We start from the raw sequence: 17,417 nt of genomic DNA, 5'->3' as shown, positions 1-17,417 counted from the left end.
CCCCTTGAACGGCGGGGCTGTGGGTTCGTCCGCGGCTGGCGACTCCCGTAACTATGTCTCGAAACCTCTGACTGAATCGGTGAATTCACCGTTGTTTGTTTACGCGACACATCGGAGCAGCCTACAACGACACCGATCGGCTACGCACACGTTTGCGACACGGCAGCAGTCCACCGACGGTCGCCCGCGCAACCGCCAGAACCGACTGTGATCCCCCGGTATTGAACGTCTATGAACTTGCTTGGCTTTCCACGTTACTAGTTGCGAAATCAGATACTTGCGATCCGTCCTCCATCATCTTTTTCGCATGACGGAGCAGCCAGTCCCATGAATGGATGTCGATCCTGGCATCTTCAGCAGACTGAGCACGTGCCGGCTGCCTACTAAATGATGGGCTGTCTCGTCCGATGATGACCAGGCCAGGAGCCCTGTTCGTTATCCCGTGTAAACCAAGCTCAGTCTGGGCGTAGGCCACGTTGGTCATCATCCAGTCTCGCCAGTCTTGGATTTGCTTCACACCGTGCCTCGTCGCGCCGGACAAGGTCCCGTCATTGTTTTCTATCGAGTGCCTTGCAGCCTCGATTTCGACCGTGGCCCACTGGGGACCAACGCTGTTGATTCCTAGTACCAGGAAATCAGGAATGTACTCCGATCCGAGACGCTTTTGAGGCATGACAAACGTCTTCCAACCACCCATGACAGTGGAAGCAAGCAATGCAGGATACATCTCCAGCAGTTTCTGGAACGGTGCCTCCATCCTCTCCCCGGACTCTAGAAGCTCCTCCAATGCGCGGACTGCTTCAGGCTCTGGGGCATTCTTCTCTAGCGCGAACTCCTCAAGCGCCACGAACCTCTCGTGGCTAATTGAGTTATAAGCAGAGGCGTTACGCAACGCGGCATCAACGGCAGCTGCCGCTTCAGCATGCTGAGGGGACCCTACCGGCTCAACCATGACCAGATTGTTGGGCCAGGCCCGCCCGGCGGGCCTGCCTCGAAAATGCACACGACCGTCTTCGCCGATGCTCGAAATAACCCGATTACTGCTCGGCTTTGAAGGGGCAGATACGACGTCACCCTCAGATGGTTTCAAGTCGCGGAGACCTCGCGCTGTCTTCAGCATGTATCTGGCTTGGAACCAGGCACTAACCTCTTCGGTCGCGCCAGTTCTTAGAAATGCAGGCTCCATTACTTCAAGGTCATCTTCGAGCTCAGTAAGGGCTTCGGGGATATCTACCTTTTTTCCGAGTTTTCGAAACAACACGGACGACAACCCCTCCTGCATGATGACAGCCGCGACGGGCGCGGGAACATCAGACGGGACATTGATACCTGTGGCGGCTGCGATTTGAATCTGCTCATCGGTAGGCGCGCCCGACAGACTCTCCAGCTTCTCTGCTATCAATTGCCATCGGGGCTTCGTCTCGGCGGACGACACAGTCTTCGACATGGTGGCGAGCGTATCAGTGGGAACCGTTTTTGCTTCTGCGCCGAGCACCCTTGACTTCAATGCCCACAACATAACGGTCATTATGTTGTGGATCTATTTCGCCTTCAGGGCTCGGCTAGAGCCGAGCAATCTGATCGGTCTCCGCGCCACGACCCGCACGGACCGACACGTGGGCTGGCACGCGCCGGACACCTTGATCGAGGCCCTGCCAGGAACATGCAGGAAGACTGGAACGCCTGCCCCGCTCCCGGGAGACCGCGGAGGACTATGGGCTTGGACGCCGCGGACAGCTCAACCCGAGCAACGACGAGGTCGAAGCCATTCGCCTCGGATTCGCGACCCACGCTGAACCACGGCGGCACGCCAGAGCCAGGCCAAAGGGGTGCAGCTGGGTTCAATCCCTCGGTTATACCGAGTTATAGGGGGTTATTGGGTTTTTCCTATAAGTGGCTAAACTGCCTATAAGTGGCAATTGTTGGAGAGGGAGAGTCTCAGCGCGGTGCTGGATTGGCTGACGTTGACGGGCTTGGATGTCACTGTCCGTCTGGGTGAATGGTGCACATCCTGATCAGTGTCACCACTCGTCGGCATCGGAACATTGCCCTAAACGGCAGACCGAGTGGCAAGATGACTCCCATCATGGACAGGCGGTTGCGGCGCGCTCCTGACGCGGAATGGGTGTTGATGTACTCGGGGTGAGCCGGAAACGCATCGCTGAGCTGGTGCGCGCCGAGCCCGCAACGGTTGGTTACCACCTCGTCATCGCGCCGCCTAGACCCCTGGCTTGAGGCAGCACACCTGGCGGCCGCCAGCACCAGAACCAGGCCCTCCCCTGCCGCCGTTCTTCCGGTAGTAGGCCGCTCTCAGCTTCACAGATGATAGGTGGTCACCGGGCATGGGGAGGCGGGGTCGTAAGCGGGTGAGGCATTATCCTCACTTATCTGCGGTGCAGCGTCGTCGAAGCGTTTCTCTTCGCTTCCCTACGGCCGCGGACGAGCTTCACCGAGATATTGTCGGTGACCTTCAGCCGATCCAACGTCGCTTTCTCAACGATGTCGATATCCCGCAGTTGAGCCTCCGAAGGATGAAGGCCTCGCAACGTCTTGAATAGTGCGTCGTCTTCCAGGGGCTTTCGCGATGGTACTTGGTGTGTCATCAGAGCCTCCTTCTAGTTCGAATTGTAGCTGGGGTCCATCTTCAAGGCGATGAGGGCCGCCGCGGGAACGGCCAGCTTTTCTTCCCTATCCCGCCCGCCCAGTAGAGCTTGCGTTATCTCCACGTCCCCGCGGTTCGGAATGTCGATCGCTAGGATGCCTAGAAGCTTAGTGCCATCCACTGACAGAATCGGGGTGGCGAGACTCTCGTAGTATTTGCCCGCCATCTCTCGCAGTTCCTCATCGGTGAAGCCGAAGCGTTCACTGGGATCCAGCGAGGCGATGATGTCGTTCGCCGACTCATCCTTGTTGTTCAGAGCCCTGGACAGATCCACCCAGTCACAGTGCACAGTTTTCCTAGAAGCCGCTGCAGCCCCGATGGCACCCTTGGCTCCAGCCCACTGAATGTTTGAGCGAGGTGGGTAGTCGTCCAAGCGGTAACGCTCCAAGGGAACGAGCTTGAAGCTTTGCCTCGTTTTCTTGTAGGTGAACACAGAGCCCCCCAGATAAACGATGTTAATCTCTGTGCTCTCACTGAGGGTCTTCAACACACCAAGGATGACGCGCCGAATCTCGCTCTTCACTGCCTCGTCGCGTTCCACCCTTTTAGCCCTTAGGAGGCTGAATCCGCCATCCACGGCAACGATGGTTGCCGCCAAAATCCCGGAGATGACCGACGTTGTGAGCCAGTCCGCTTGGGCGACGCCCATGAAAGCGGGTGTCAGAGGAACCGGCACCCCCGGCACTTGTGGCACGTATCCCGAGACAGGCTTGTCGGGTAGCTTCGAGAGACCCAGCGTGATTGCTGCAACCAAACCCGCCACGATTTTCAGAACGTCCCACAACCATTTTGGCTTCTTCAACAAACCCCCAAGGAATCAATCAACAGTCGATCGTACGCCAACGGGATCCGCGGCGAGGCTCCTGAGTGTTCCATTTCCTGGGAACCGGGACACCCCGGGCAGACACTCCCCCACGGGTCACAGTTGGAACGGCGCGTTATTTCTCAGTGGCGGTGTGGAGCCTAGACGCCGTTGAAGAACGTCATGATTCAAGGCTTAGCGACTCCCAGTCATAGTCCGGCAGCAGCTTGTTGTCTCGGATGGAAAGGTAATACTTGCGCTGTATCGGTCGGGTTCCGGTCCCTAGGCTGCTGCCTTCACCCTTAGGATCAACCAGCCTCCAATGGCCGTCCATTGACGGGATTGGTTCCACGATGGTTCCGTCGCAATCAACTCTTGCCGTGTCGAGGGCGCCCGTGTCCATGGGACTAACGCTGGTGACTGTAAATTCGTGCCCGGGTGATGTTCCGTTGCGCCGCCGGTTATATATTTCGATCCATTCTTGGACAGTGCGCTCGACGTGGTACAGGTAACCGCTGAGAGTATCCCCCGAAGGCAGGACAATCTCTCGAAGCTCGTCATCACCATTTGTTAGTAGTTCGTTGAACCGAAAGTGCGCCGCCCCCGGCCCATCATTGATGACCGTGATATCAAGCCTAACCAGGACGCGGATATCCTTATCTCGAGGGAGAATGAACTCATGATTCGCGGTCAGCGGGATGGGATCAGCATCGACGAGTGGAGCAGGAACCAGCGGGGGCCACTCGATATCGTCGTCTATTAGTACGCGGAACCGCGGCATTGACGCATCGATCCGGCTCTTAACCGCTTCGGAAACCATATAGAGCGTTTGCTTTTGCTGGACTTGGGCTAACTCCAGCGATCTGGTTGCTGCATGGACCGTGGCTTCCGTCGCGTCAGCAGCCCGTCCAGTCTCCCGCGCAGATTCAGCCGTGGCCGTGGCCGCTCTTGCCGTGGCGCCAGTTTGGAAGGCAATTATGATCGCGCTGACGCCCGCGGCGAGTGCGGCGAAGGCAGTGGCCACAGCCGCAAAGATCGTCCAAAATTCGTTACCCAATTCCCAGCCATTCTCCCGTTTCAGACACCGGGCCAGTCTATGGCCCTCACGTTTCCAAATGGCACGCCGACAAGGGCAGTAGGATGGTCGCGGCAGGGCGTCCTGCTGCCTTGGGTTTGAGACGAGTCAGTTGAAGGAACCAGCGCTGACGACTACTAAGCCGGCCAACTTGGTTGTGTCCAGTCCAACAGGTGAATCCTCGTTGAGAACGTTGAGGACGTATCCCGGCGGAGTTCGACGCAACCCCCGGAGTATTTGAAGGAAGTAAGGGGCGGAGAGATGTCCCCGGTCGAGTGGTAACGACTCGAACACAAAATCCTCACTGATCTGATCCTCGCGAGTCAGGTTCTCTTCCATAAGCTCGAATTGCCAATATCGCCTTTCCCTCGCCTTAGACACGAGCTGTTTTGCCACCGCCTGGGGGACACCGGCCGCTTCGGTGGTCATGAATTCCTTCAACTCCGGTGTAAGTCCGTAAGTCCGTTCCTGTGCACGAGGCGTTTCAGTGTCCGCTTGTGGATCCGCGAGACTCTCCATTGGGATCGATTGCTCATAGGCAACCTTCGGCTGTGTTCCTATGCCGTCGGCCAGTACGGACGGGTAGAACGAAACCGATTTACGGACGCAACGGTCACACTGCTCATAATCGGAAGGCTGGTTCTTTACACCGCATCCAACGGGCTTCCTGTAGTTCGGAGAACCAAGATAAAGCGCGTAGCTCCGCGCTACTTGGAGGACATCTGCCGTTGCATGTAGATCTTGCCACTGCTTCCCCGACTTATATCCAAAGTCGATGAGCCATTCTTCGTTCTTGTCCTTCTTCAGTCGCTTCGCTTGCACAAGCATGCCGAAGGATGCGCCGTCATCGCCAACCCACCACCACAACCAGTCAGCCCCCATACCGGCACCGTGCTCTTTCAACCGCTCATCGCCCCCCTCTTGAAGCTTGGTGAAAGGAACGACCTTCACCAACGGGGGGACCTCGACGAGCATGATGTTGGTAATGGTCTCTTCATCCCAGCCCAAACCGGAAGTCTCACCCTTGACAATGAATTGATACGCAGCATTTCGTGCTTGCTCAAGAACTTGCTGGAGAGAGGGGCTGGTGGAGTTAGTCACCTTGTACTGACGACAGTTCCTCCACCACCAGGAAGCCGCATCAATACGTCTGGTGCACCATTGGGCAACGACCTCAGTGGAACCTGCAGCTATAGAGGGGCCTCCGGGGCGAGAAGTCTGTCCCATTTGGTTGTGGGACGGTCTCAGGTCGGATGTTCTCTACTTCTTGTGGAGGTTGAGGTTGTAGCCGCCGCACCGACAGCGCAGCTCCTCTTTGGTTGACCCATTTTGGACCAGATGGATCCAGTCAGTACATTTGCTCGTTGGTGCACAGGAAAAGGTCTAGGAAGGTCCGCAAGGCTTGAGCGACTGGTCTAAAGTCAGCCGAAGAGAATGACGCCCAGTCATTGAAATGGACAGCTGGGTTGATGGCCCATGACTCGTTGTCTTGGGATAGCGACGCTGCCTTCCGTTCTTCTTGAAGGGCCTTTATTTGAGCGATGTCCGCGGCGCTAGCCCAGGAGTTTGCCACGCTCGCCGCAACGCCTAGGAGCTTATTGTGTTGAGCTTTGACAGATGCGAGGAGCTCACCCAACTCGTACCTGGCGTCACTCTGTTACACGACTTGTCCCTTAAGGACCGACGTAAGATCGGTGAGAATCGCCTCCAAATTTCTGCGAAGCTTGGCCGCTGCGCTGGGTACGTCATCGCTGGACAGGTCGGCCTCGATCTTGTCCCAGAAATCGATCCCATCTTCGTACGGCGGCCCATCGTTAACGGTCCATCCTTGGAAGCGCGCTTGATTTTTATTAGCGACGAGTCCGGACTTTTGCATCTGCCTAGCCCACTTCCGAGCCGGCACCGTGGCAAGATGACACCCATCATGGACAGGCAGTTGCGGCGCGCTCCTGACGCGGAATGGGTGTTGATGTACCGGCTCGGGCTGAGCCCGAAACGCATCGCTGAGCTGGTGCGCGCCGAACCGGCCAGCGTCGGTTACCACCTGGTCATCGCTCGCCGCCAGGACCCGGGGCTCGAGGCAGCACACCTGAACGCCGCCGGCACCAAATCCAGACGTTTCCCTGTGGACCTTGTCCGCATGGAACAGATCGTCAGCTGGGTTACCGATGAAGGCCGTCTCCCCCGTGACCGATCCCAGGACGAGGGTGAACGGTCGATGGCCCGGTGGCTCTCGGACCGCCGGCGCGAAGCAGCCGAGGGCACCCTTCACCCGGCCTACCGTGACGGCCTCGACCGGGTCCCCGGCTGGGACGGGAACCACAGGGCAGCGGCAGACGAGGCAAGGTGGCATGACCGGCTCGCCCAGCTTGTGGCCTTCCGCGCCGACGGCAACGACTGGCCCCGCCACCACCACTTCGCCTCAGAGCGGGAACATGCTCTCGGAGTGTGGATCCACGCCCAGCGGCAAAAGCACCGCCGCAGCGAACTCGACCCCGCCAAGATCGAGCTTCTTAACGACGCCGTTCCCGGCTGGCAGACCGGCAGGTCCAGGGGCCGTCCTCCCAGCCCATAAACGCCATACCCGCCCCCATCACTCAAGCACGGAACGAACGTTTTGCGTGCCGGTAGCTTAGTGGCGGCTCTCCGGTCCTCCAGGTTGGAGAGCCTGGAGCCTCCACCCTCGAGTCCTTGATTCGCAAGGAGACTTCCTCCTCATCCAGTCAGCCAAGCTCAAGGCAGCACCTATTCAGGGACAAAAAAGTTTCCTGACAGGACGATGCCGGAGCGTCACTCCTGATCCGCACCTTGTAGTGCAGCACGTGGGTCTGTCATACGGCGTTCGAGCCTCTTAGCCGAAATCGGTCAAGGGGGCTCTGCATAAGACCGCCAACAGTCTTTGGTCCAAAGTTTCACCGGCGGCACGCTGATACTTGTCGCTGACATATTGGTGCCAGCGAGATGGATGACGCGGCGTACCTCCCACAGTCCACAGATGGTCAATCCCCTCCTCGCTTGCGGCGCGCACGAGCCAGGACACTTGGGACTTCCGCATTCTTGCAGCTTCCCCGGTCAAGCCGCTGATTCCCCACGCAGCGAGCAATAGATCAGCGCCACTGATAGCGCGCCGCAGTTGCTCCTGCGCTTGAGTCCACCCGTCTGCGCGTGTGCCAACTACGTTGATGTCCTCCACCGATCGGGTTGGCGTAGCGAAGAGATTTGCCACTGTCACGGAATCGCAGCCCAGTGCTTGGCGTGCAGCCTCTACGTGTCTTAGCGAGGCAACCCCGGTGGTCAAGGGTGGGTTGAGGAGAATAGCGACGAGTTTGGCCATGAAGAACGCCTAGGTTGAGGCTTTAGGGCGAAGTTCCACCGTGGCCCCGGCCGTAATCTGCTCGACGATCAGCCGCTTCGAGTCGGCGGGGAGGTCCGGCGGTAAGAACCGCACTGCCGACAGTGCCGCATAGGATCGGTCCAACTCGAAGCTTAGCCATTTCCGATTCAACTTCTCTGCCGCAGATCCGGTGGTGTTGGAGCCCCCGAAGAAGTCAACAACGAGGTCACCCGGATCAGTCAGCATCTCGATGAAGAATCCAGGGAGCTTCTCAGGGAACCTAGCCGGGTGACCTGTGAGACCAATCGCTTTGCAGTCGCGTAAATATTGATCGTTGGACTGGCTGTTAGGTATCGACAGCAGGTTCCCTGGCAGGGCACCGCCGTTATCGATCGCGAACGCCTCACCGATCTTGTGTTCGGAAGGTCGATCTTTGGGTGTGTAGTGCTTGGACGGGTTCTCCAGCAGCTTCCTCATGGACGCTGAATACGGAACGCGGACTCGACCTACGTCTGCCTTAGGAAACTCGCTCTTAGAGAGCCACCAGACTGTATTAACCGAGTCCTTGGCTCGGATCTTGCGCTTGTTGACCCATTCGATTGGGGAGGGGAGCTTTGAGGTGTTGTTCCAGTAAAACTCTTCTGCAAGGAAGTACCCCAGGTCGTCGACAAAAGCCAACAGCGCACGAAATTGATGCAGCGACCGTACCGGAGACCCCTTCTGGTATGCCCCCCCGATGTCAATAACCAAGCTTCCTGACGGCTTCAGGGCATCCAGAGCCAGTTTCGCGAACTGCACCAACCAGGCTACGTATTGCTCCTGGTCCTCGTTTCCATAGGCTTTCTTGCGCAGCAGTGGAAACGGCGGACTCGTAACGAACAAGTCGACGCTTTCCGAGGGCAGCCGACCGAGCAGCTCCAAGCTGTCGCCGCAGACCTGAGCACCGAGCGCGGTTGTGTAGCAGATCTGTTCGGACAGATCATCCAATATTTCTTGCATGAGCTTCCTTCGATAGACCTGCGCAACTCAGTTTAGCCGTTCTTTGGCACAGCATCTGCTGGACAGTGCCAGGGATCGGAGACGCGAAACAGTGCGGATTTACCGCTAACGGCAGAACCAGCTGAGACACTGAGATCCAGCATTCATCAAGGTTCTGGGGACTGGGGGCATGAGCATGGCGTTGTTCGATCCGCCATGGTTCAGCATGTCTGAAGTTCAGTTCCGCGCAGCTCTTCCCGACCACGGAACGATCACAAGCACTCAACTTCACCAAGTCCTGGTTCGATCAATTTCCGACGCAATATCCGAAGTGCCGGCGGACGCGGCTCTCAAACTGAAGCCTTTGGTCGTCAAGACCTGCCTGCCGCTGCGTACCTCTCTACGCTTCTACGTCTACAACGCCACTCAGCACTCGTCAGAGCGGCAAGCGGGGACCTTCAAGATTCAGCTCACTGCAGGAATCGAAAAGAGCTCGGAGGAAACAGCCAGGTATGAATTCGATCGAAGCGATGGCATCCGCCCAATAGTTGTGGGGTACCACACTGAATTGGACGTCTTCATCTTGTGGGACACGGACCTTCATGATGCAGGTGAGGGCTTCCCGTTCTCGAAGAACGTTCAGGCCCCGCCAGAGATTGTCTTCTCAGCCTTGGCAACGGGATTGGCAGAAGGGCAACGACGGCTGAAGGTCCCAAGGAGCACCGAGACCATAATCGGTGCACGGCCTGCACGCCTTTCGGAGGCGATTGCCCTCCGGCTCCAGCGCTCCACAGAAACGCTGCTCAAGGGGGACATGTAATGCTCAGAACGCTAGGCGAGCTGAAAACGGAATATTCCAGCGAGTCTGACGACATCGCGAAGGACTTCTACGGGCCCTGCTTTCAACGGGCGACGACCTATGACCGGATCACGGGGTTCTTCAGCTCCACGGTGTTCCACCTCTTGCACGGCTCATTGGGGTCCTTCATCCAGACTAACGGCGGGAAAATGCGCATCCTGTGCTCGCCAAGGTTGAGTTCCGGGGACGCAGAGGGCCTCGTCTACGGATACTCCGCCAGAGATGACGCTGAACTGTCCAACGTGCTCTTGAACGAGCTTGGGGACTTACTGGACTCTCCCGCGGCCGTCGGGGCCACGCTTTTGGCTGCCCTCGTGGCCGGCGGCCACCTCGACCTTCGCCTAGCGAAGGTGTCTGCCCACACGGCATCCAACAGCAAAAGCATGTTTCACGACAAGGTCGGCGTCTTTCGGGACTCAGACGGTAATAGCGTTGGATTCCGAGGTTCGCTCAACGAAACCTACTTGGGGCTCTCCCAGCACGGCAACATTGAATCGATAGATGTGTGGCCTTCCTGGGTTGGAGGACGCGACGCCGAACGTGCCCAGAAGGCCACAGAACGGTTCAACGACCTCTGGGAAGGAAATGTACCGGGAGTCACCGTCGTGCATCTGCCCTCTGAGATCCAGAGAGAACTTGAAATCGTAGCCCGGGACGTCGATCTGGAAGCGCTCCTTCGAGATACAACGAAATCCCCTGTCAGGGCACCAGCAGCCCCGACTGTCGGAGGAATCACATTACGACAGCACCAAATTGACGCGTACAAAGCTTGGCGGGCTAACGGTCATCGGGGCATCTTTGCCCACGCCACAGGATCAGGAAAAAGCGTCTCCGGCTTGTACTGCGCACAGAACGCAATTCAAGAGGGCCTAATCCCCATCATTTTGGTGCCCTCCAGGCTCCTACTGGAGCAATGGTTCACCCATGTTCGTGAAATATTGGGTGCCAAAGTTATCGCCGTAGGCGCTGGACACAACGAATGGCGGCGTATGCCCCTAATTAGGGCAGCTATGGAGCAGCGCGATCCGTCCAACCCTTACGTCATTCTGGCCGTTCTCAACAGTGCAGCTACGCCTGCCTTCAGAGCGCAGGTTGAACGTCATGTGTCCGACGTTTTCGTTCTCTTCGATGAATCTCACCGCGCCGGCAGCTTGCAGTACCGCGAACTCTTCGATTGGCTCCAAGCGCCCCAACGGCTAGGCCTTAGCGCGACCCCCGACCGGGCGAATGATCCAGAAGGAACAGCAGCGATCGCCGGCTTTTTCGATGGAACCGTTCATCGGTACACGCTGAAGAATGCTCTGGATGATGATGTCCTTGCCAAATACGTCTACCACCCCCAGTGGGTTAGCCTCACAGATGACGAGCAAGAACGATGGGATCTCCTGACAACGGAGATCCGCCGACGCACGGCCATGGATCGGTCCAAGGACAGCACTGCCCCCGCATCAGATCAGCTAAAGATGAAGCTGATCGAGCGTGCAAGGATTGCGAAATCAGCTGCCCGCAAAGTGCCGGCGGCAGTCCAGACGGTCGCCGAAAACTACAAACCGGAAGAGAAACAGAAGTGGCTCATTTACTGCGACAACCAGACGCAAGTGGAGGAACTGCGGATCGGCCTTCTTGACCGGGGCATCACGGCATGGGCCTACCACACAGCGATGAGTGGAGATCCAGCCAACACCTTGCGAATGTTTGACGCGGAAGGCGGGATCGTTGTATCGATCAGATGCCTCGATGAAGGCGTCGATATTCCTTCCGCTACGCACGCCCTGGTCATCGCATCTTCCCGCAATGAGCGGGAGTTCATCCAACGACGCGGCCGCATTCTGAGGCAAGCACCAAACAAGACCATTGCAACATTGCACGACATCTTGGTCTTGCCTGATCAGGTACAGAGGAGTGATTCGTCTTGGCCTCTCGTAGTTGGAGAGATTGCAAGGGCCTCGCAGTTTGCGGTTTGGGGGCTAAACACGGATTCACTGTCGAAAATCGAAGCCAAGGTGATCGACATGGGAATCACGCTCGATGAGCTGAGCGGGCTCATGGCAGCAGGGTATGAAGAAGACGAAGAAACAGATGGGGTGGGGTAATTGCAGGACGAGTCGTCAGAGCTGTACTCGACAGTTCGAGAAGTTCGAGAAGAGAAGTTTCCAGGCATCGATGTCAAGTTAGTAGAGGATCTTCTAGGCATTCAGGTGCAGTACGCTTCAGACCCTGTCGAGGCCAAAAAACGTACTGAGACGATGATCAATGCCTGGGCCGCGGGCCAGGGCGAAAAGGGGTAGCTGTATGTTGACTCTGACGAGCCTGACGCTGCGGGACTTTGGGCCATACAAAGGTGAGCAGACCATCTCCTTCTCCCGTGAAAACGGCGTCTACATTGCGTACGGCCCCAACGGCAGGGGTAAGACGACGCTCCACAACGCGTTCCGCTATGCCCTCTATGGGGAGATACTTCGCCGCAATCGCCCCGAGCAGCCGGGCGAACTGGCTAACTCTGAGTCTTCTAAGGAGCGAGGGTACGGGTCCTTCGCAACCGTGCTGGAGTTCGTCAGCGAATCCATGAAGTATCGACTGACGCGCCGGTACGACGAGCGGGAAAACCCGCGGGAGATGATGCTGCTCGAACGCGATGGAGCGGTCCTGGCGCAGGATGATGCAAAAAAGATCATGAACCGGCTCGCTCCCCGCTCTGTGAGTCAGTTTTTCCTGTTTGACGGCGAGCTGCTGCGAAAATATGAAGCCCTTCTGGACACCGATTCGCCTGAGGGCCAGGATCTCGAAAGAGAGATCGAGCGGGTCTTGGGCATCCCCCTCGTTGTTCAGGCACGTGAGCACGTCGCGGAATACCGGAAATCAGCAGCCCGACGCCTGGCTGATATCGCAAAGACGGAAGAGGACACCAAACGCCTCGGCTCAGCCCTCCAGCAAGCCGAGGACCTCAAGTCCAGCCTGCAACAGTCTGCCGGGGAGATCTCCGTGGATCTGCAGAAGGCGCAAACACGCCTCGACGAGTTGGAAGAACAGCTCAAAACGCAACAGCAAAGCGAGGTCCTGTTGGATCGGCTCGATGTATTGCGCCAAAATCTGAAGCGTGCCGAGGAGAACGAAGTTTCTGCCCGCCAGGCTCTAACCGAGGTGGGTCCGGATCTCTGGAAATTGCTGCTGTCGTCCCGCGCCCAAAAGCATGTTGATCATTTGGTATCCGAAATAGAAAAGAGCGAATCCGACCTCAGCAAGGCCCAGGCTCTCGAGCGCGACCTGGAGCACCTGGACCACCAGACAGATTGCCCGGTCTGCCACCGGGGCACAGATCCCGAACTGAGAGAGCGGCTCCTATCTGAGCTCCGTGATCAGCTCATTGGTCTCAACAGCGAAGAAATTCGCACGAATCTGGATTCGTCTCGAGCGGCCAGGAAAAAGTGGGGCGCCTTTAGCCCCACGGATGTGCGGTTGGTTATTGACCGCGACAAGGCACTGCGTTCGTACCAATTGGAACGGCACGAGATCCTTGAAGAAATGGATGACTCCGAGGCGAAGCTAAACGTCATCGGGGAAGACACCATCCGTCAACTGAGGACGGAGCGCAAGGACCGAAACCTGCAGATTTTCCGGGCGAACGAGAGACTTCAGGATCTCGATCAGCAGATCAAGGAACAGGACAGCAACATCCAAGGGCTCATCCGCAATATTGGCCGTCACACGGGTAAGACTGATCAATCCATCATCCTCAAAGAACAGGTCGCGGCTGAACTGGTCAAGCTTTTCGACGAGTCCATTACGGCGTACCGTGCCAAGCTCCGCCAAAAAGTGGAAAAACGGGCATCCGAAGTCTTCGTTACTTTGGCCGCCGAACCTGACTTCCATCGGCTTAGCATCACAGATGGATACGGACTCCAAATACTCGGGCCCGACGATGAGGTGATCACCGGACGTTCCGCAGGTTATGAACACCTTGTCGCGCTCTCACTCATAGCAGCCCTCCAGGACAGTGCGGCAGTTCGGGGACCAGTGATCATGGACTCCCCGTTCGGCCGACTTGATCCAGACCACACAGCTCATGTAGTTGCCGCTCTCCCTAGGCTGGCCCGTCAAGTGGTACTTCTCGCGTTTGAAGGCGAATTCGACCGCCAGGAAGCGGTAAACGCACTCGGTGCGAACTTGGTGGGGGAATACTCATTGGAACGAGTCTCCGTCCGGCACACTCAACTTTCTGCACGAAGGAGCTAATTCATGTCGGACTTAAGGAACATCGCGCTGACCCTTGAAGCTGAGGCTTGCTTGGAGGACCTCAAGCGCGTTCTTGCTGTTGAGGATCAAATGGCGTTGATCCGGCTCGGGTTTGCCTACGCCGTCGAAAACAGCCTCTCCCCCGAACGAGATAACTCAGTTGGAACGCCGGGGGGCGCCAACTACGTCAGCGCGAACCTCGATGACGAAGGCCTCATGTCGTTTATCGCGCAGGAAGCATACCCTGTGCATGCAGATGAGCCCTATAGGGCCGTTCAGGTGCTGATGAGTAAGGGACTGCGACGCTTAGCGGACGATGTCCGCAAAGGCGACATCGGCAGCATAAGCGATCTCTTTCCGCAGAGGTGAAGGCAGGAATGGCAGACACGTCGGGCACCGCGCCCACACGGTTCCGTGTCCAGAAGGACAATGGCGAGTGGTGGACCATGACGTTTGGCGGCGGCCGCAAAGGCGTGCGCTGGGACCGCGAAGATCCCACCGTCCAGCATGAGGCGCCCAACGAGTCGCGCAGATACGCTGCTTCCGCTCCTGGAGACAACCAGTTTGCCAAGGAATGGAGCGAGTACGTTGCCGAGCGCCTGATTCAGGCGCTCGAAGAGGTGTTTGAAGAAGCTAGGCCCTACATCGAAGAATGGCTAATATATACGGCATTTCCTTGGCTACAGAGGACTGCAAAGACTGCATGGACCCGCATCAGGGCCCAAAAGAAGTCAACGCAATCAATTCAATTCATGCCCGCAGAAGTACGAATTACCGATGTCGCCCCCACGAATGCAATTGTCCTCGCCGAACGGACTGATGAGCACGCTCAGGCTCCCTCATCCCTCACACCGGAGGAAGCGCAGAAGCAACTCGAGGACATAGCTCTTCTCACGAAAATCCTCGCAGCAAAGGTAAGAGACCTGGCTAACTCCGTCATCAAGGAAAGCGGAGAATCCGATGAAAGGTTTTTGGACCGACGACAGCAGGCGGAGCACCTTGCTGTCCGCAACGTAACTTCCAACATCCAGGTAATGCTGGAACAGGGCACCGATTTGGGTCAAGCGATAGCTCTGACGGCCACTTATACTCCAGCATTTGCTGCCGGCCGCGTCGAGGCTGGGCCGTTAAGTATTGAGAGCCACTCACAGCTCCAGCAAAAGCCCCGGGGCCATTAGCCCACCCGTTCAGGGCCGGTCGTGGCTAGAGGTGCTCAGCTTCCGTATTGGTCAGCAGACCGGCAAAATCCGCTCGGAGACTCGGGAGCGCCTCCCCCGCGTCTTCGCCAAGCAGATCGTTGAGAGTCCAGACCGCGAAGTAAGGCTGCCTGGGGAGCAGGATGCCGACTCTGCGGATACCCAGCGAATCGTCGAGGTCGAGGAGTGCGTAGCCAAGCAACTGGAACAAGGTGTCCCTGATCCAGGGACGGGTGATCTCCTCCCGGGTCTTTAGGTCCACGAGAATGTCCCCGACAGCCCAATCAGCGTCCGCGCCTCCTACTGCCCCGCTCCCGAGGAAGCATGGGTTGGGCACGTAGTCGCCGCCCGCCTCGATGCCCCGGTTCCACTCATCCAGGAGCGGCTCGACCGCCCTTCTCATGAGAGCGATGTCGAAGAGCAACGAGTCGTCGATGCTCATCATGAGATCGACTGCGTTTTTCGCGCGCTTGATCCGTCGACCCAGTTCACCGGAGAGGGCCGCGTCAGGGCCCGTCCGCGCGATGCTCTCGCACCATGCGAGAGGAACCGAGGCCCTGTCTAGGCTCAGCGGGTCAGTGTCCGGCTCCTTCCAAGTGAGATAGGCGAAGCCTAAGGCCTGCTCCAGGACCTTGTGGATGTGCTTTCCCCGGTGGACGACATCGGGATCCGCGGCAAGTATGTCGAGGCCCCTTTGAGCAACCGTGTCAACGAAATCGAAGTCGGGCAGGTCCATCCGGAGGCGATAGTCGAGAGCCATACCCGCCACGGCGGCGTGACTTTGGCGGTCCTTCACAGCTTCAGGAATGGGTAGCTGCGTTTTGAGCGCAGTGAGCTCGTCGAAGCCGAAGGACGAAGCTACCTCGTGGCCCCTGCGGCCACGAGTTCCGGCTAGTGCGAGCTGCGGAGCGCTCTCGTAGATGAATTGCCGGATCGGCGATTCCTTGCTGCTGAGGTGGCGCGTGAGGGCCATAGTGCGACCCTACCGCAGACGTCCGACAAGCCACTCCCTAGCCGCTGTCTATTCCGGGCTTGTCTCATGGAATGGAAAAATGATCAGATGGACGACTACAGCATCTCGACAAACGAAGCCGCCGACATCCTAGGCATTTCTGCGTTATATCTGCGCAAGCGGCTGCGTGCTGAAAGGCCTTCCGGGGCCATTCAAATCCCCGACAAGAAAAACGGCTGCTGGTACCTCACCGCTTGGTACGTGGAGCAGCTGGCGGCCGAGTACGGCAGCCGCGTCGTCCTGCCAAAGAGTGCTGCGCCGGCACTCGCTTCCCCTTCCGAAATTGTGAACCACCATTTGCCGGTGACCGACACAGGGCACCGGAAATGGTCAGAGTGGTTTCCGTTCAATCTGGCGCTGCAGCTTGCACCGCGGTTCCCGGGAGTGTATGAGTTTCGGATGGCCGAGGAGGCGGAATCCGGACCGGTCTACATCGGGATGGCTGGGAAACGTAAGGGAAAAGGTCTCCGTGGTCGGTTGTCCATTTACGGGCGCGGGCGTGGAGCGACATCCGGTCTGGGAGAACATGCAATGGACCGAGCACTAGCCGACCCGGCGTGGCTTCAAGCACGCTTGGACGAGGCTTTGGAAGGTCGCCCGATGCGCGCGACGACCGCAGCCCGTTCTGCCATCGATCATGCGCGCCTGGAAGTTCGTTGGCAGACGGTATCTACTAGGGCAGAGGCATCGGCGCTCGAGGCCCAATTAATCGCTGAGCGCCCCGGCCAGTTATGGAACCGCCTAGCGCTTCCGGATGAAGGTGCGAGAACCGCACCTACGAGACTTTCTAGCGGAGCCAAAGTAACCCGGTCTTAGTCGGCCGGGCCCTTCATAGGCACATACTGACGAAGGGGCTGATCTTCCATTTCAGCAAGTTGATGATCTTAGCCTTTTGCTTCGGGCTGAGGTCATCCTTGTTTCCCTTCTACTCGCAGCTGAACCATATGCCCTGGCCCGGGTCTCCGCTTCCCCTGGCCAGGGCTAAGGCGACATGGTGGTGAGGCTGCACGGCGGACTTCAAACGGGAGAGGTCCCCCGCCTACGGCGTCGGCAATCTCTTTCGGCATAAGGTGTTCCCGTGTCTGATCTACAACCCTTTGCCCTCTGCAGGCCTGCAGAGACGGCGGTCTCGGCCATACCGGAATTTGTCAAGGTGAATGAGGCCAGTGGGAGTTAGGCGGCTTCTTTTGCTGCGGTCCTCTCGGCTGGATTGTTAATCCACGCAGTGTCGGGCAGGGCGAGGATCTTCGGGTCCTTGTTTGTGGT

At 57.9% G+C, this 17,417-nt stretch carries 15 protein-coding genes; 7 read left to right on the top strand and 8 right to left on the bottom strand.

Annotated elements, in window-relative coordinates; all coding sequences use genetic code 11:
* Nucleotides 1–229: 229 nt before the first annotated feature.
* The 5 genes from AC50X6_RS12885 to AC50X6_RS12865 all read right to left on the bottom strand — a co-directional run bounded on the left by AC50X6_RS12885 (nt 230) and on the right by AC50X6_RS12865 (nt 5,640).
* Nucleotides 230–1,528 (bottom strand): Shedu immune nuclease family protein, encoded by a 1,299-nt coding sequence (locus tag AC50X6_RS12885; protein WP_494966603.1) that lies wholly within the window; start codon nt 1,526–1,528, stop codon nt 230–232.
* Nucleotides 1,529–2,384: 856 nt separating this feature from the next.
* Nucleotides 2,385–2,603, bottom strand: coding sequence for a hypothetical protein (locus AC50X6_RS12880; RefSeq protein ID WP_494966602.1), 219 nt, complete (start codon nt 2,601–2,603; stop codon nt 2,385–2,387).
* A gap of 12 nt (nt 2,604–2,615) precedes the next feature.
* Nucleotides 2,616–3,464, bottom strand: coding sequence for a hypothetical protein (locus tag AC50X6_RS12875; protein WP_494966601.1), 849 nt, complete (start codon nt 3,462–3,464; stop codon nt 2,616–2,618).
* Between the two features lie 181 nt (nt 3,465–3,645).
* Nucleotides 3,646–4,521, bottom strand: coding sequence for a hypothetical protein (locus tag AC50X6_RS12870; protein WP_494966600.1), 876 nt, complete (start codon nt 4,519–4,521; stop codon nt 3,646–3,648).
* A 126-nt stretch (nt 4,522–4,647) separates the two neighbouring features.
* Nucleotides 4,648–5,640, bottom strand: a complete 993-nt coding sequence (locus AC50X6_RS12865) for a DUF6615 family protein (RefSeq protein ID WP_494966599.1) — start codon at nt 5,638–5,640, stop codon at nt 4,648–4,650.
* Between the two features lie 811 nt (nt 5,641–6,451).
* Between AC50X6_RS12865 and AC50X6_RS12860 the strand changes: the two genes are divergently transcribed.
* On the top strand, nt 6,452–7,114 hold the full coding sequence (locus AC50X6_RS12860) for a helicase associated domain-containing protein (protein ID WP_494966598.1): 663 nt from the start codon (nt 6,452–6,454) through the stop codon (nt 7,112–7,114).
* Nucleotides 7,115–7,390: 276 nt separating this feature from the next.
* Here the strand turns inward: AC50X6_RS12860 and AC50X6_RS12855 are convergent, their stop codons facing one another.
* Entirely contained in the window at nt 7,391–7,873 is a 483-nt protein-coding gene (locus AC50X6_RS12855) for a DUF1643 domain-containing protein (protein ID WP_494966597.1), read from the bottom strand.
* A 9-nt stretch (nt 7,874–7,882) separates the two neighbouring features.
* Nucleotides 7,883–8,872, bottom strand: a complete 990-nt coding sequence (locus AC50X6_RS12850; protein WP_494966596.1) for a DNA-methyltransferase — start codon at nt 8,870–8,872, stop codon at nt 7,883–7,885.
* Nucleotides 8,873–9,041: 169 nt separating this feature from the next.
* Here AC50X6_RS12850 and AC50X6_RS12845 point away from each other — a divergent pair, with 169 nt between their 5' ends.
* From AC50X6_RS12845 to AC50X6_RS12825, 5 genes are all read left to right on the top strand, one after another.
* Entirely contained in the window at nt 9,042–9,671 is a 630-nt protein-coding gene (locus AC50X6_RS12845; protein ID WP_494966595.1) for a hypothetical protein, read from the top strand.
* Entirely contained in the window at nt 9,671–11,803 is a 2,133-nt protein-coding gene (locus AC50X6_RS12840) for a DEAD/DEAH box helicase family protein (RefSeq protein WP_494966594.1), read from the top strand. The genes AC50X6_RS12845 and AC50X6_RS12840 overlap by 1 nt, the downstream gene beginning before the upstream one ends.
* A gap of 199 nt (nt 11,804–12,002) precedes the next feature.
* Nucleotides 12,003–13,943, top strand: a complete 1,941-nt coding sequence (locus tag AC50X6_RS12835; RefSeq protein ID WP_494966593.1) for an AAA family ATPase — start codon at nt 12,003–12,005, stop codon at nt 13,941–13,943.
* A 3-nt stretch (nt 13,944–13,946) separates the two neighbouring features.
* A complete protein-coding gene (locus tag AC50X6_RS12830; protein ID WP_494966592.1) occupies nt 13,947–14,312 on the top strand; it encodes a hypothetical protein in 366 nt (121 codons plus the stop codon).
* Between the two features lie 8 nt (nt 14,313–14,320).
* A complete protein-coding gene (locus AC50X6_RS12825; RefSeq protein WP_494966591.1) occupies nt 14,321–15,121 on the top strand; it encodes a hypothetical protein in 801 nt (266 codons plus the stop codon).
* Nucleotides 15,122–15,146: 25 nt separating this feature from the next.
* Here the strand turns inward: AC50X6_RS12825 and AC50X6_RS12820 are convergent, their stop codons facing one another.
* The gene (locus AC50X6_RS12820) at nt 15,147–16,112 is read right to left on the bottom strand and encodes a hypothetical protein (RefSeq protein ID WP_494966590.1); all 966 of its coding nucleotides are present in this window, start codon (nt 16,110–16,112) and stop codon (nt 15,147–15,149) included.
* 66 nt (nt 16,113–16,178) lie between these two features.
* Between AC50X6_RS12820 and AC50X6_RS12815 the strand changes: the two genes are divergently transcribed.
* A complete protein-coding gene (locus AC50X6_RS12815) occupies nt 16,179–16,967 on the top strand; it encodes a hypothetical protein (protein WP_494966589.1) in 789 nt (262 codons plus the stop codon).
* Nucleotides 16,968–17,417: the final 450 nt, after the last annotated feature.

The organism is Pseudarthrobacter sp. HLT1-7 (genome assembly GCF_059383435.1).
Note: the sequence above shows the minus strand (reverse complement) of the source record. Positions and strands in the feature narration are given on the sequence as shown.

Excerpts from the sequence above, each read along its gene's own strand:
- AC50X6_RS12825 (WP_494966591.1), top strand. The coding sequence starts at position 14,321 with ATGGCAGACACGTCGGGCACCGCGCCCACACGGTTCCGTGTCCAGAAG.
- AC50X6_RS12820 (WP_494966590.1), bottom strand. The coding sequence starts at position 16,112 with ATGGCCCTCACGCGCCACCTCAGCAGCAAGGAATCGCCGATCCGGCAA.
- AC50X6_RS12850 (WP_494966596.1), bottom strand. The coding sequence starts at position 8,872 with ATGCAAGAAATATTGGATGATCTGTCCGAACAGATCTGCTACACAACC.
- AC50X6_RS12835 (WP_494966593.1), top strand. The coding sequence starts at position 12,003 with ATGTTGACTCTGACGAGCCTGACGCTGCGGGACTTTGGGCCATACAAA.
- AC50X6_RS12855 (WP_494966597.1), bottom strand. The coding sequence starts at position 7,873 with ATGGCCAAACTCGTCGCTATTCTCCTCAACCCACCCTTGACCACCGGG.
- AC50X6_RS12845 (WP_494966595.1), top strand. The coding sequence starts at position 9,042 with ATGAGCATGGCGTTGTTCGATCCGCCATGGTTCAGCATGTCTGAAGTT.
- AC50X6_RS12860 (WP_494966598.1), top strand. The coding sequence starts at position 6,452 with ATGACACCCATCATGGACAGGCAGTTGCGGCGCGCTCCTGACGCGGAA.
- AC50X6_RS12880 (WP_494966602.1), bottom strand. The coding sequence starts at position 2,603 with ATGACACACCAAGTACCATCGCGAAAGCCCCTGGAAGACGACGCACTA.
- AC50X6_RS12840 (WP_494966594.1), top strand. The coding sequence starts at position 9,671 with ATGCTCAGAACGCTAGGCGAGCTGAAAACGGAATATTCCAGCGAGTCT.
- AC50X6_RS12885 (WP_494966603.1), bottom strand. The coding sequence starts at position 1,528 with ATGACCGTTATGTTGTGGGCATTGAAGTCAAGGGTGCTCGGCGCAGAA.
- AC50X6_RS12815 (WP_494966589.1), top strand. The coding sequence starts at position 16,179 with ATGGAATGGAAAAATGATCAGATGGACGACTACAGCATCTCGACAAAC.
- AC50X6_RS12830 (WP_494966592.1), top strand. The coding sequence starts at position 13,947 with ATGTCGGACTTAAGGAACATCGCGCTGACCCTTGAAGCTGAGGCTTGC.